The organism is Microbacterium aureliae (assembly GCF_054780155.1).
The window spans coordinates 574,875-587,781 of sequence record NZ_BAAGWW010000001.1 but is presented as its reverse complement, the minus strand read 5'-3'; the positions used below and the strand labels follow the sequence as shown (position 1 = coordinate 587,781).

The following is a 12,907-nucleotide window of genomic DNA, read 5'->3' as shown; positions in this document are numbered from 1 at the left end:
GTATGCTCCCGCCCCGTCGGTCGCGGGAGAGGGGGTCGCCGGCCGCACGTAGACTTGAGCCCCGTGGCTCTCACCATCGGAATCGTCGGACTCCCGAACGTCGGCAAGTCGACCCTCTTCAACGCCCTCACCAAGAACCAGGTTCTCGCGGCGAACTACCCGTTCGCGACGATCGAGCCGAACGTGGGGGTCGTGAACCTTCCCGACCCGCGCCTGCAGAAGCTCGCGGACATCTTCCACTCCGAGCGCATCCTGCCCGCCGCGGTGTCCTTCGTCGACATCGCCGGCATCGTCCGCGGCGCGAGCGAGGGCGAGGGCCTGGGCAACCAGTTCCTCGCCAACATCCGTGAGGCCGACGCCATCGCCCAGGTGGTCCGCGGCTTCAGCGACGACGACGTCGTCCACGTCGACGGCGCGGTGAACCCGCGCAGCGACATGGAGACCATCAACGCCGAGCTGCAGCTGGCCGACCTGCAGACCCTCGAGAAGGCCATCACGCGCTACGAGAAAGAGGTCAAGGGCAAAAAGCTCGATCCCTCGGTGCTCGCCGCCGCCGTCGAGGCGAAGGACGCCCTCGAGCGCGGCATCCTGCTGTCGGCGTCGGGCATCGACCTCGCGCCGATCAAGGAGCTCGGCCTGCTGACGGCCAAGCCCTTCATCTTCGTCTTCAACGTCGACGAGGCGGTCTTGACGGATGCCGGGCGCAAGGCCGAGCTGGCCGCCCTGGTGGCGCCGGCCCAGGCGGTGTTCCTCGACGCGAAGATCGAGTCCGAGCTCATCGACCTCGACCCCGAGGACGCCGCGGAGCTGCTGGCCTCGACCGGCCAGGAGGAGTCGGGGCTGGACCAGCTGGCGCGGATCGGCTTCGACACGCTCGGCCTGCAGACCTATCTGACCGCGGGGCCGAAGGAGGCCCGCGCCTGGACCATCGGCAAGGGCTGGAAGGCTCCGCAGGCGGCCGGGGTGATCCACACCGACTTCGAGAAGGGCTTCATCAAGGCCGAGGTCATCTCGTTCGACGACCTCGTCGCGCTGGGCTCGGTCGCCGAGGCGCGCGCCAAGGGCAAGGCTCGCCTCGAGGGCAAGGACTACGTCATGCAGGACGGCGACGTCGTCGAGTTCCGCTTCAACGTCTGAGCCCGCACGACGCCCATCCGGAAGGACCCGCATGCCTGACATCCAGATCTTCGAGCCCGAGGGCCGCGCGATCCCGTTCGTCGACGAGGGCGAAGGCCCGATCAAGCTGATCCTGATCCCCGAGCCGGGCGAGGGCCGTGATGCGCTCGGCGTCGTCGGGCACTACCTCGCCGAAGAGGCGGGGTTTCACGTGGTGCGCATCGGCCACAGAGCCGGGGCCGACGCGACCCTGGAGCAGCGCGCGGAGGACGTCACCGCCGTCATGGACCACCTCGGCATCGACCGTTCGTGGATCGGCGGCCACGGCTTCGGCGGGACGGTGGCGCGCGCGACCGTGCTGGCGCACGCCGATCGGGCCAACGGCCTGCTGCTGCTCGGCGTCGAGGACGCCGACGTCGCCCTGGCCCCCGTCGTCCCCGTCCTGATCGTGCAGGGCGCCGACGACGAGGTGACACCGGCTGCGGCAGGCGCGTCGCTGCAGGCCACGGCCCCCGATCGCGCCAGCGTCAAGGAGCTCGAGGGCGCCGGCCACTACTTCCCCCTCACCCACCCCATCGAGACCGCCGTCATCATCGAGGAATACCTCGACTGGGACTGACCCCGAAACGAGACGAACCGTGAAGCAGCGCACCCTCGCAGGACGCCGGGTCTCGGCGATCGGCCTCGGCGCCATGCCGCTGTCGATGAACAACGACCGGCAGATCCCGACGCCCGCCGAGGCCGTGGCCACCGTCCACGCCGCACTGGACGCCGGCGTCACCCTCATCGACACCGCCGACATCTACGCCCCGGCCTGGAACGAGATGGGGCACAACGAGCGCATCGTCGCCGAAGCCCTGCGCACGTGGGACGGCGACTCCTCGCAGATCCTCGTCACGACGAAGGGCGGCATCACCCGCGGCGAGGGTGAGACGTGGGGCCGGGACGGATCGGCGCAGTACCTGCGCTCGGCGGTCGAGAAGTCCCTCGAGATCCTCGGCGTCGAGCAGATCGACCTGTACCAGTACCACCGTCCCGACCGCTGGCGCATCTACGGCGACATCATGAAGGATCTCGCCGGGCTGCAGGCGGACGGGCTGGTCCGCGCCGTCGGCATCTCCAACGCGAGCGTCGAAGAGATCGAGATCGCGATCGAGGTGCTCGGCGAGGGCAACATCGCCAGCGTCCAGAACGAGTTCTCGCCGCGGCATCCGGGCAGCATCGACGAGCTGCGGTTCTGCGCGAAGCGCGGGATCGCGTTCCTGCCGTGGAGCCCGCTGGGCGGCACGGGCGGCGGTGCCCGCGACGTGGGCACCCGCTTCTCGGCCTTCGGCGACGTCGCCGAGGCGCACGACGTCAGCCCCCAGCAGGTCGTCCTGGCGTGGGAGCTCGCGCTCGCCGACACCGTCATCCCCATCCCCGGGGCCCGCCGCGCGGCATCCATCGTCGATTCGGCCAAGGCAGCGGAGCTGGAGCTCACCGCGGATGAGGTCGTGCGACTGTCGGAGTCCGTCGGCATCTTCGAGTGAGGCTCGCGGGTGTCGGAACGGCGCGCTAGCGTCTGGGCATGCCGCTCACCGATGACCTGCGATCCTGGCTGCTGGACTCCGACCCGGCGCTGCGCTGGCAGGTCCAGCGCGACCTGCTGAACGAGCCGGACGAGGTCTGGCAGCGCACGCGCGCGCTCGTGGCGACGCAGGGATTCGGCGCCGCGCTGCTGGCGGAGCAGGATGCCGACGGCCAGTGGGCGGGCGGATCGTTCTTTCCCGCGGGCTTCTTCGGCAGCGACGAGGCGCAGCAGCCGGGGCAGCCGTGGACGGCCACGACCTGGGTGCTCCGCGACCTGCGCGAGTGGGGGCTGGATGCCGCGGTCCTCGGCGACACCGCAGAGCGCCTCGACCGGAACAGCCGCTGGGACTACGGCGACCTGCCCTACTGGGGCGGAGAGGTCGACGTCTGCATCAATTCCTACACGCTCGCCACCGGCGCCTGGCTGGGAGCGGGCGTGGCGGCGCTGGCGGCATGGTTCCCCGAGCACCGCCTCGAGGACGGCGGGTGGAACTGCGAGGCCGAAGAGGGCGACTCCGTCCGGTCGTCTTTCCACTCGACGCTCAATGCTCTGCGCGGGATGCTGCAGTACGAGCAGCTGACGAAGGACCCGAGCCTGGCGGTGACGCGTCGGCTCGGCGAGGAGTACCTGCTGGAGCGCCGGCTCATGTACCGCGCGTCGACCGGAGAGCTGGTCGGTGATTTCGTCACGCGCTTCGTCTACCCCAACCGGCACCGGTACAGCGCCCTGTTCGCGCTCGACTACTTCCGCGACGCGTCGCTGCACGACGGGCGGCGGCCGGATCCGCGCCTCGCAGAGGCCATCGACCTCGTGCGCCGAACCCGCCGGCCGGACGGCACGTGGCTGCAGACGACCCCGCTCCGCGGGCGGCTGTGGTTCCCCGTCGACGTCGCCGAGGGTGAGCCGTCGAAGTGGCTGACGCTCTTCGGCACCCGCGTGCTGGACTGGTGGGACGATGCCGGCCGGTGACGCCGCGAGGAGCGAGCTGCGCCGCAGGTCCTGACCCCGAGAGGGCTACACGCCCGGATGTCAACCCCCTTCACTCGCGCGGTCGGATGGGGGACGGTCTGCGGTCGGAGGAGGTGACAGATGACGCTGGATGTGCATTCGGTGCGCTCGACGGCCGGTCGCGACGAGCGATTCCGTCGGACGGGGCGGCGGGGCGCATCCTGTAGCAACGTCGGGAACGGAGTTGCTCGTATGGGGCGGTTGACATACGGGGGAGTGGTGACGCTCGAGATCGAAGAGCGCACCCTGGCGCACCTGCAGATCGTCATCAACCAGAAGCTCCGCCGGGGCGAGCCCTTCCATCTCACGTGGGCGCACGACACCTATGAGGGCGGAGGCCGGACCTCGATCTGGATCCACCCCGGCGCTCGCCTGGTCTACCGGTTCCAGATCCGGGGGCGCCACGAGATCAACCACCGCTGGATCGAGGAGATGCTCCGCGCGGCGAACTCCACGGGCGGGCTGTACGTCATGCCCGAGCCGACGGACTCGTGAGCGGGGGCTCTGACAGGTCGTCGCCGCGCGCTGAGTCCTTCCGGACGAGCGACCTCGGCGAGGCCGAAGCGTTCGCCCGCCGGGTCTACCCGCGGGTGTCGCTTCGCGAGTCGCGACGGCCGTTCGCCTACGAGCAGACGGTGCGGGGCGTGGACGGCATCTCTCTCGTCCGGTTCAAGATCAGCTCCCGCATCGACATCGCGGTGGACTTCCACGACGTCGCCGCGCACGCGCTGCTGCTGGGAGGGCGCTATTCCGCGAAGTCACGCGGCGAAGACGTGGACACCTCCCAGCCGTTCGTCTTCCGCCCGGGGGAGGGGTCCTCGAGCTCGGAGGAACTCGACGTGCTCACGGCCAACATCGACACCGCCGTCCTCGGGCGGGCGGTGTCCGCTCACCTCGGCGTGGATGACGCCCGTATCGATGTGACGCGCACGGCGGCGGTCTCACCCGAGCTCCGTCAGCATTGGCTTCGGACCATGTCCTACGCGTGGCGGAGCACGCAGGTGCCCGAGGTGTTCCACAACGACCTCGCACGCGCGGTGACGATGGAGTCGCTCGTCGCCGGGGCACTGGCGACCTTCCCGGTGGACGTGCTGCACGCCGGCAGACGTCCCTCCGATGCCGCGCTGTCTTCGGCGGTCCGCCGCGCCCGGACGTACATCGAGGACCATGCCGATCAGCCCCTGACCGTCCAGCAGATCGCTGCCGCGGCGAGGCTGTCGGTGCGCGCACTCCAGAACAGCTTCCGCCGCGAGCTGCAGGCCACGCCCCTGGAGTACGTGCGGCGGGTCCGCCTCATCCACGCGCGCGACGACCTGCTGCAGGCGCACGTGGGTGAGCACTCGGTGGCCGAGATCGCCGCGCGCTGGGGGTTCGTCAGCGCCAGCAGGTTCGCCGCCCAGTACGCCGAGCTGTTCGGCGAGAAGCCCTCCGTCACCCTCCGCCGCTGACGCCCGAGTGCCGTCAGAGGCTGTCGATGAGCCGCTCGACGGTGACGCGGTTCTTGCCCGAGCCCTTGGATTCGTACATCGCGCCGTCGGCGCGCGTGAGCAGGTGCTCCGCATCCGGCCGGCCGTCGACCCCCGGCCGGTAGAGCGCGACGCCGACGCTGACCGACGGCGAGATGAGGGCGCCGTCCACGGCGATCGGCTCCTGCGTCATCGTGAGGATCCGCTCGGCGATCGTCCGGGCCGCGTCTTCGTCGGCATCGGCGCACACCGCGACGAACTCGTCGCCGCCGATGCGGCCGACGAGGTCGCCCGAGCGCACGCCGCCGGTCAGGCGCTTGGAGACCTCGACGAGGACCTGATCGCCCGCGGCGTGGCCGAAACGGTCGTTGATGCTCTTGAAATCGTCGACGTCGAGGAACAGCACGGCGAGTGGGCGTCCCTGGCTCGCGGCGTCGTCGATCGCGGACTCGAGGCTCTGCTCGAGCAGCTGGCGGTTGCCCACGCCGGTGAGCTGATCGTGCAGGGCGAGGAAGGCCAGCCGCTTCTGGAACCGCAGACGCACCAGCGTCTGCGACGCCTGACGACCGAGGGCCTGCTGCAGGTCGAAGAACTGGTCGTCGAACTCGCGCTCCCTCGAGAAGAAGCAGGCGAGGACGCCGAGGCGCTCCTGCTCGTACAGCAGCGGGGTGACGCTGATCGCCGCCAGGCGCGTCTCGCGCATGCCGGCCGCCAGTGCCGGGTATTCGGTCCGCGCCGACACCTCGTCGACCACGACCACGCGGGGCGTGTGGCGAAGGGTGAGGATCGGCGGCACCTTGCCCTCGAGGGGGTTGGATCCGCCGACGAGCTCCAGGTCGCCGCGCCCATCGAACAGCAGCACCGCGGCGTCCCTCGCCGCGAACGCGCCCTGCGCGACCGAGGCGAAGGCCTCGGCGGCATCGGACTCGCTCGCGGTCAGTCCGAAGGTCGTCGACACCTCCTGCAGGACGCGCACGCGCGACTCCGAGGACTCCGCCGCGCGCCGCGCCTGGACGAGCTCGCGTTCGTAGCGGATGCGCTCGGTGGCGTTGAAGAGCGCCGTGCGCACGAGGCCGGTATCGGCATCCCTCACCGAATTGACCAGAACCGGGATGCCGGTGCCGTCGGCGGCGCGGACCGTCAGCGCGGCCTCGTCCACCCGGCCGGTCAGCAGGAGCGCCTGGCTGTGGCGCGTCTCGAAGAACAGCCGGCTGCCCGGGTCGAGCAGGTCGACGAAGGCCCCGCCGATCACCTCGCGGGTGTGGCCGGTCCACTCCAGGAAGGTGGCGTTCGCCTCGAGCAGGATGCCGTCGGCCGAGGTCGAGACGAGGCCGCAGGGGGCGAGATCGAACCAGTCGGCGGTCATGCCGCGAATCCGCGGATCTCGGCGACGACCGCGTCGGGCGCGGACAGGATCGGCACGTGGCCGGTCGCCGCGAGCACGGACAGGCGGCTGCCGGGGATCGACGCGTGGACGAAGTCGCCGACGACGAGCGGGGCGATCGCGTCCACGCGGCATTGCAGCACGAGGGTGGGCACCGAGACGAAGGGAAGGTCGCCGCGGTTGTCCGAGAGGAAGGTGACGCGGGCGAAGTGGCGGGCGATCGCGGGATCGACGCGGCAGAAGCTGTCGGCGAGGGTCGCGCCGAGCTCGGGTCGACCGGGCGTGCCCATGATGATGGGGGCGAACTCCTGCGACCACCCGAAGTAGTTGGCATCGAGCGAGTCGAGCAGCGCCATGATGTCGGCGAGCTCGAAACCGCCGCTGTACTCGGCGTCGTTGACGAATCGAGGGGAGGGACTCACCAGCACGAGGGCACCGAAGCGGGCCGGTGCGCGGTTGGCGGCGAGGACGCCGATCATCGCGCTCACGGAGTGACCGACGAAGACGACGTCCTCGAGGTCGAGGGCGGCCATGATCTCGAGGACGTCCTCGGCGTAACCGTCCAGAGAGTCGTACTTGCCCGGGTGGTACGCCGTGGCGTCGGACCCGCCCGACCCGACGTGGTCGAACAGGATGAGCCGGTGGGTCTCGGCGAACGCCGGGGCCACGAGGCGCCACACCGCCTGGTCGCAGCCGAAGCCGTGGGCGAACATCATCGCTCGGCCCTCGGGGTTGCCGTGGACGGTGACGTTGTTGCGGCGCAGCGGGTCTGAGGCATCCGACGGGGTCGGGTGTCCGGACGAGGTCATGCGCGCTCCTACGGGTCGGGCGCGGCGAGATCGTGAGCGCTTGACATGAGCGTAGACGGTAGAGGCTGTGCACACGCCGCGTGCGCGGCGAGACACCCGAAACGGCCTATCATCTGGGGGTGCTGCGAGTGCTTCGCAATCCCGCCTACCGGGCGCTGTTCGGCGCGCAGGTCATCGCGCTCGTCGGCACCGGGCTGCTGACCGTGGCGCTGGGCCTGCTCGCCTTCGACATCGCCGGGGATGCCGCCGGAGCCGTGCTCGGGACGGCCCTGACGATCAAGATGGTGGCGTACGTCGGCGTCGCGCCGCTGATCGCCGCGCTCGTGGAGCGCCTTCCCACGAAGGCTGTGCTCATCGGGGCGGACCTGGTCCGGCTGTCCATCGCGCTGTTCCTGCCTTTGGTGGGCGAGGTGTGGCAGATCTACCTGCTCGTCTTCGTGCTGCAGGCGGCGTCGGCGACCTTCACGCCCGCGTTCCAGGCGCTCATCCCCGCCCTCCTCCCCGAGCCCGCCGAGTACACCCGCGCGCTCGCGCTGTCCCGCCTGGCGTACGACCTCGAGGCGGTGCTCAGCCCGATGGTCGCCGCTGCGCTGCTGACGGTCGTCGGCTACAGCACCCTGTTCGTCGGCACGGCGGCCGGGTTCGCGGCATCCGCGCTGCTGGTGCTCATCGCCCGGCTCCCCGCCCGGGCCGATCAGCCGCGCACCGAGACGTTCTGGCGGCGGGTCACGGTCGGCGTGCGCGTCTTCGCCGCCGCCCCGACCCTGCGCTTCCTGCTGCTGGCCAACGTCGTCGTCGCGGCCGCGACCGCTCTCGTTCTCGTGAACAGTGTCGTCTACGTCAAGGTGCTGCTCGCGCGGGATGACACCGCGCTCGCGCTCACCCTCGCCGCGTTCGGCGGCGGATCGCTCGTCGCGGCGCTGGTGATCCCGCAGCTGGTGGACCGGTTCGGCGTGATCCCCGTGATGCGGGCGGGCGGACTCGCGGTAGTCGCCGGCCTCGCGGGCGCGTTCGCGGCGACCGCGGCGATCGAGGGGGGAGCCCTGGTGTGGTGGCCGGTCCTCGCCGCCTGGGGCGTCCTCGGCGCCGGAACGTCGCTGATCGCCACGCCGTCGGCGCGGCTGCTGGCAGAGGCGTCGACGCCGGCGAACCGCCACCTGGTCTACACCGCCCAGTTCGCGCTCTCGCACGCCTGCTTCCTGGTCACGTATCCGCTGGCCGGGTGGCTGGGCGCGGTGAGCCTGACCGCCACGGTCGCCGTGCTGCTGGCACTGGCCGCGGCAGCGGCCGCCGGCGGCGCCCTCGTCGCGCGGCGGGTGCCGACCGGCATCCCTCATCCTGCGCCGTAGCCGTCCGCCCGGTTCCGGGCAAGGGGGGTGAGCGCTGCGCCGCGCGGCCTACACTGCTCGCAGACCGAAGGAGCGGCATGGCACAGACGGCGACAACGACCGATGCCGCGCGCGCGGTGGAGCAGCTGCGGCTGGCCGAGGCCCGGCTGGCCCGGCGGCGGCAGACCGAATGCGGCCCCAGCGAGACGGCGCGCGCGGCCATGCGGTACGTCTACGAGAGCTCGGATGCGGGGCTCGACGTCACCCCCACGATGGTGGCCGAGCACGTCGGGGTCTCCACCGCGTCGATGACGACGATCCTCGACCGCCTGCGGACGGGCGGCCTCATCGTCTTCGAGCGCAACCCGGACGACGGCCGGAGCAAGTTCGTGCGGCCCCTGGATCGCTCGGCCGATCCCGACGACTTCGATCCGCTGACGGCGCAGGTGCGGCGGCTGGCCTCGAAGCTCAGCGGCGAGACCGTCGCCGAGGTCGTGCATTTCCTCGAGCTCATCACCGACGCCGTCGACCGCGAGTGCACCTGAGCCGGCTACTGCGAGGCGGCCGAGGCGTCGTCCTCAGGCTCGGGCACGATGCGAAGCCCGTGCGGCCCGGCCGCCTCGAGCATGAGCGCGTTCACCCACGCGCGGTTGATGCGCGGCGTCCGTGAGCCGTAGAAGTGGAACACGATCGGCACGGCGGGGTGGATCCACAGCGTCCGGATGCCGGGAGGATCGGGGTAGTGGAACATGAACGGCTCGAGCCGCCGCAGCTTGTTCATGAAGACCAGCCGCAGGTGAGCCAGCACGCGGTCGTCGATATCGAGCGACCGAGCATCATTGCCGTAAACGAGTTTGCCCACCTGCGAAACGTAGAACGACGAGGCGGGCTTACTAAATCAAGTAAGCCCGCCTAATCAGTCGACGGATGCCGTCACGCGGTCTGGTGGGCGTGGGGGCCCTCGGCGATCTCTTCGATGACCTTGGCGTTGAAGGCGGGCAGGTCGTCGGGGCGGCGGCTCGAGACGAGGCCGGCATCGACCACCACCTCTTCGTCCACCCACGTCGCGCCGGCGTTGACGAGGTCGGTCCGCAGGCTCGGGTAGCTGGTGAGGGTCCGGCCCTCGACGACTCCCGCTTCGATGAGGATCCAGGCGCCGTGGCAGATGACGGCCACCGGCTTGTGCTGCGCGAAGAAATCCCGCGCGAAGGCCACCGACGCCTCGTCCATCCGCAGGTGATCGGCGTTGACGACGCCGCCCGGCAGGACCAGCGCGTCGAACGAGTCGGCGTCGGCGCTCCCGACCGCCTGGTCCACCGCCTGACGATGCCCCTTCTTTCCGGTCACCTCGCCGGTGGCGGGGGAGACGAGCGTCGCCGTCGCCCCGGCGTCGGTCACCGCCTGCCACGGCGACGTCAGTTCGCTGTCCTCGTAGCCGTCCATCAGCAGGAAGGCGACGGACGTGCCGTTCAGATCGGTCATGCCGGTGTCCTCTCTCTCGTGTCCGGATGCTCGCGCGGAGCGATCTGCCGCGCACGACCCACGGTACGAAGCGCGGCGCGGCGGCAACGAGGGGTTGCACGCCGCGGGATGGTCGGCTACCGGCATCCGCCCGCCGATCGCACGCCACCGCGGGCGTTACGATGGTCGGCATGACGTCGAACAACTCCACCCCCACCCTGCAGCCCGTTCCGGACGAGAAGAACCTGCTCGTCGCGGAAGAGACCGCCGGCTCGTGCTGCGGCGGCGGCTGCTGCGGCGGCAACTGAGCCGTCCCACCGACCGACGCGAGGCGCCGTGCCCGAGTCGCCCGAAGTCCAGGTGCTCGCCGAGCACCTGGACACGCGGCTGACCGGACGGCGCATCGCGTCGCTCGACTTCGCCGAGTTCCGGGTGTGGAAGTCGCGTGAGCGCCGCCCCCGCGATCTGGTCGGCGCGCGCGTCACCGGCGTCTCCCGGTACGGCAAGCACCTCGATCTCGAGGTCGACGACGGCAGCGTCGTGATCTCGTTCGGCCGCGCCGGCTGGGCGAGGGTGACGGATGCCGCGTCGGTAGCAGCGGACCCCGTCGACGACGGGAGTGCCCCGGTCGTCGCCAGCATCGGCCTCGACGACGGGTCGACGCTCGAGCTCACCGACGCCGGCGACTGGCTGTCGGTGGGGCTGTCGTGGGTGGACGACCCGCTCGAGGTCGCCGCGGTCGCGGGGCTCGGCCCCGATCCGATGGGGCCGGCGTACACGCGCGAGGACTTCGCCCGCGCCGTCGACGGCCGCCGCAAGCGACTGAAGGCCCTGCTCACCGAACAGGACTCCTTCGCGGGGGTCGGCGGCGCCTACTCCGACGAGATCCTCCACACCGCGCGCCTGTCGCCGCTCGACCACGCGGCCGCGCTCGACGAGGTCGAGAAGGACCGCCTGTTCGACACCGTGCGCGGCGTGCTCATCGGCGCCCTGGACGCGCGGCGCGGCATCCCGCCGGCAGAGCTCAAGGCCGCGAAGGTCGCGTCGATGCGCGTGCACGGGCGCACCGGCCAGGCGTGCCCGGTATGCGGCACCGAGATCCGCGACATCCCGGGGACCAAGGGCGCGGGCCAGTACTGCCCCGGCTGCCAGACCGGCGGCGTGCCGCTCGAGGACTGACGTCGCGTCCGCCCCCGGCGCGGGCCTCGGTCAGTGCGCCGCGGGCATGCCCGCCGGCTGGTCCGCGGGCTTGCGGATCAGGAACGCGCCGACGATCAGCGGCAGCGACACGATTGCCGCCACGAGGAACGCCGCGCGGGTCCCGGCGGCGAGCGCCGCGATCTCTTCGGCGCCGCCCGCCGCGGCGTCTGCAGACACCGCGGAGTAGATCGTGATGAGAAGGGCGATGCCGGCGGCACCTGCCACCTGCTGCGCCGTCCCGACCACCGCCGAGCCGTAGGAGTAGAACTTCGGCTCGAGCGAGGCCAGGGACGCCGTGAACAGCGGGGTGAAGGACATCGCCAGCCCCAGGGACAGCACCGTCTGGGCGATCGCGATGACCCACACCGGGGTCGCCGGGCCGAAGGTGGTGAACGCCCACAGCAGCGCCGAGGCGATGATCGCGCCCGGGATGAGGAGCACCTGCGTGCCGAAGCGGTCGTAGATGCGACCGATGACGGGACCGGCGAAACCCATGACGAGCGCCCCGGGGAGCACGACGAGCCCGGTCTCGAGCGCCGAGACCTGCAGCACGTACTGCATGTACAGCGGGATCACCGTGATCGCGCCGAAGAACGCCACGGACAGCAGGGTCATCTGGGTGATCGCGAGCGAGAAGTTGCGCGAGCGGAACACCCGCAGATCCAGCAGGGCGTCATCCACCTTCTGCAGCCGCAGCTGCCGCCACACGAAGAGGGCCAGCGCGACCGCCGCCACCGACAGCGAGACGATGAGCGAGGCCGTCGAGGCGGCGCCCGCCGCGGCGTCCGCCGCCGAGGACCCGCCGCCGTGACCCGACGCGCCGCCGATCTGGCTGAGCCCGTAGACCAGGCCGCCGAAGCCGAAGGCGGACAGGATCACCGACAGCACGTCGATGGGGGCGCGCGTGGTGTCGCCGAGGTTGTGGATCCACTTCGCGCCGACCAGCAGCGACACCAGCGCGATCGGCAGGACGACGGCGAAGATCGCGCGCCAGCCCGCGGTGTCCAGCAGGAAGCCCGACATGGTGGGGCCGATCGCGGGTGCGAGCGAGATGACGACGCTGACGCGCCCCATCATGCGCCCCCGGGAGTGGCCCGGCACGAGGTTCATGATCGTCGTCATCAGCAGCGGCATCATGATCGCGGTGCCCGACGCCTGCACGACCCGGGCGACGACCAGGAGCGGGAAGCCGGGGGAGAGCAGCGCGATGAGCGTGCCGAGCGAGAACAGGCTCATCGCCGCGATGAACATCTGGCGCGTCGTGAAGCGGCGCAGCAGGAAGCCGGTGATCGGGATGACGACGGCCATCGTGAGCATGAAGGCGGTGGTCAGCCACTGGGCGGCCAGCGCCGTGACATCGAGGTCGTGGATGAGGTGGGGGATCGCGACGCCCATCGTGGTCTCGTTGAGAATCGCCACGAAGGCGGCGGCCAGCAGCAGCCAGATGACCCGGTTCTCGTCGGACGAGAGGCCGATGCCCTTCGGGGCGGAGCCGCTGCCGGTGTCGGGAGTCGCCTGGGTCTCGGTCGCAGCCATCGCGTACTCCTCGCATTCGAACGGCGCCG

At 71.0% G+C, this 12,907-nt stretch carries 14 protein-coding genes; 9 read left to right on the top strand and 5 right to left on the bottom strand.

Annotated features, from left to right (window positions below; genetic code table 11):
* Window positions 1-63: 63 nt before the first annotated feature.
* The 6 genes from ychF (at window position 64) to ACYVF4_RS02855 (ending at window position 5,142) form a co-directional block, all read left to right on the top strand.
* Window positions 64-1,137 (top strand): redox-regulated ATPase YchF, encoded by a 1,074-nt coding sequence (gene ychF, locus ACYVF4_RS02880; protein WP_460719540.1) that lies wholly within the window; start codon window positions 64-66, stop codon window positions 1,135-1,137.
* A 31-nt stretch (window positions 1,138-1,168) separates the two neighbouring features.
* A complete protein-coding gene (locus ACYVF4_RS02875; protein WP_460719538.1) occupies window positions 1,169-1,735 on the top strand; it encodes an alpha/beta fold hydrolase in 567 nt (188 codons plus the stop codon).
* Between the two features lie 19 nt (window positions 1,736-1,754).
* Entirely contained in the window at window positions 1,755-2,645 is an 891-nt protein-coding gene (locus ACYVF4_RS02870) for an aldo/keto reductase (RefSeq protein WP_460719536.1), read from the top strand.
* 38 nt (window positions 2,646-2,683) lie between these two features.
* A complete protein-coding gene (locus ACYVF4_RS02865; RefSeq protein WP_460719534.1) occupies window positions 2,684-3,655 on the top strand; it encodes a squalene cyclase in 972 nt (323 codons plus the stop codon).
* Between the two features lie 231 nt (window positions 3,656-3,886).
* Window positions 3,887-4,189, top strand: coding sequence for a DUF7882 family protein (locus ACYVF4_RS02860; RefSeq protein WP_460719532.1), 303 nt, complete (start codon window positions 3,887-3,889; stop codon window positions 4,187-4,189).
* A complete protein-coding gene (locus ACYVF4_RS02855) occupies window positions 4,186-5,142 on the top strand; it encodes a helix-turn-helix domain-containing protein (protein WP_460719530.1) in 957 nt (318 codons plus the stop codon). The genes ACYVF4_RS02860 and ACYVF4_RS02855 overlap by 4 nt, the downstream gene beginning before the upstream one ends.
* Window positions 5,143-5,155: 13 nt before the next feature.
* On the opposite strand, the gene ACYVF4_RS02850 is transcribed toward ACYVF4_RS02855, so the two are convergent.
* Both ACYVF4_RS02850 and ACYVF4_RS02845 read right to left on the bottom strand, forming a co-directional pair.
* Complete coding sequence (locus tag ACYVF4_RS02850) at window positions 5,156-6,526, bottom strand: sensor domain-containing protein (RefSeq protein WP_460719528.1); 1,371 nt, start codon at window positions 6,524-6,526, stop codon at window positions 5,156-5,158.
* A complete protein-coding gene (locus ACYVF4_RS02845) occupies window positions 6,523-7,353 on the bottom strand; it encodes an alpha/beta fold hydrolase (protein WP_460719526.1) in 831 nt (276 codons plus the stop codon). The genes ACYVF4_RS02850 and ACYVF4_RS02845 overlap by 4 nt, the downstream gene beginning before the upstream one ends.
* 119 nt (window positions 7,354-7,472) lie before the next feature.
* Between ACYVF4_RS02845 and ACYVF4_RS02840 the strand changes: the two genes are divergently transcribed.
* Together ACYVF4_RS02840 and ACYVF4_RS02835 are read left to right on the top strand one after the other, a co-directional pair.
* Complete coding sequence (locus ACYVF4_RS02840) at window positions 7,473-8,702, top strand: MFS transporter (RefSeq protein ID WP_460719524.1); 1,230 nt, start codon at window positions 7,473-7,475, stop codon at window positions 8,700-8,702.
* A 77-nt stretch (window positions 8,703-8,779) separates the two neighbouring features.
* Window positions 8,780-9,226 (top strand): MarR family winged helix-turn-helix transcriptional regulator, encoded by a 447-nt coding sequence (locus tag ACYVF4_RS02835; RefSeq protein WP_460719522.1) that lies wholly within the window; start codon window positions 8,780-8,782, stop codon window positions 9,224-9,226.
* Window positions 9,227-9,231: 5 nt separating this feature from the next.
* Here ACYVF4_RS02835 and ACYVF4_RS02830 read toward each other — a convergent pair whose 3' ends face one another.
* Together ACYVF4_RS02830 and ACYVF4_RS02825 are read right to left on the bottom strand one after the other, a co-directional pair.
* A complete protein-coding gene (locus tag ACYVF4_RS02830; RefSeq protein WP_460719520.1) occupies window positions 9,232-9,543 on the bottom strand; it encodes a DUF7882 family protein in 312 nt (103 codons plus the stop codon).
* Between the two features lie 71 nt (window positions 9,544-9,614).
* Window positions 9,615-10,163, bottom strand: a complete 549-nt coding sequence (locus tag ACYVF4_RS02825; protein ID WP_460719518.1) for a type 1 glutamine amidotransferase domain-containing protein — start codon at window positions 10,161-10,163, stop codon at window positions 9,615-9,617.
* A gap of 315 nt (window positions 10,164-10,478) precedes the next feature.
* Between ACYVF4_RS02825 and ACYVF4_RS02820 the strand changes: the two genes are divergently transcribed.
* Complete coding sequence (locus ACYVF4_RS02820) at window positions 10,479-11,321, top strand: DNA-formamidopyrimidine glycosylase family protein (RefSeq protein ID WP_460719516.1); 843 nt, start codon at window positions 10,479-10,481, stop codon at window positions 11,319-11,321.
* A gap of 30 nt (window positions 11,322-11,351) precedes the next feature.
* Here the strand turns inward: ACYVF4_RS02820 and ACYVF4_RS02815 are convergent, their stop codons facing one another.
* Complete coding sequence (locus tag ACYVF4_RS02815) at window positions 11,352-12,878, bottom strand: DHA2 family efflux MFS transporter permease subunit (protein WP_460719515.1); 1,527 nt, start codon at window positions 12,876-12,878, stop codon at window positions 11,352-11,354.
* Window positions 12,879-12,907 lie beyond the last annotated feature (29 nt).

What these genes read in the sequence shown, in the direction of transcription:
- ACYVF4_RS02815 (WP_460719515.1), bottom strand. Translation starts at nt 12,878, where the DNA reads ATGGCTGCGACCGAGACCCAGGCGACTCCCGACACCGGCAGCGGCTCC.
- ACYVF4_RS02850 (WP_460719528.1), bottom strand. Translation starts at nt 6,526, where the DNA reads ATGACCGCCGACTGGTTCGATCTCGCCCCCTGCGGCCTCGTCTCGACC.
- ACYVF4_RS02845 (WP_460719526.1), bottom strand. Translation starts at nt 7,353, where the DNA reads ATGACCTCGTCCGGACACCCGACCCCGTCGGATGCCTCAGACCCGCTG.
- ACYVF4_RS02875 (WP_460719538.1), top strand. Translation starts at nt 1,169, where the DNA reads ATGCCTGACATCCAGATCTTCGAGCCCGAGGGCCGCGCGATCCCGTTC.
- ACYVF4_RS02825 (WP_460719518.1), bottom strand. Translation starts at nt 10,163, where the DNA reads ATGACCGATCTGAACGGCACGTCCGTCGCCTTCCTGCTGATGGACGGC.
- ACYVF4_RS02835 (WP_460719522.1), top strand. Translation starts at nt 8,780, where the DNA reads ATGGCACAGACGGCGACAACGACCGATGCCGCGCGCGCGGTGGAGCAG.
- ACYVF4_RS02865 (WP_460719534.1), top strand. Translation starts at nt 2,684, where the DNA reads ATGCCGCTCACCGATGACCTGCGATCCTGGCTGCTGGACTCCGACCCG.
- ACYVF4_RS02860 (WP_460719532.1), top strand. Translation starts at nt 3,887, where the DNA reads ATGGGGCGGTTGACATACGGGGGAGTGGTGACGCTCGAGATCGAAGAG.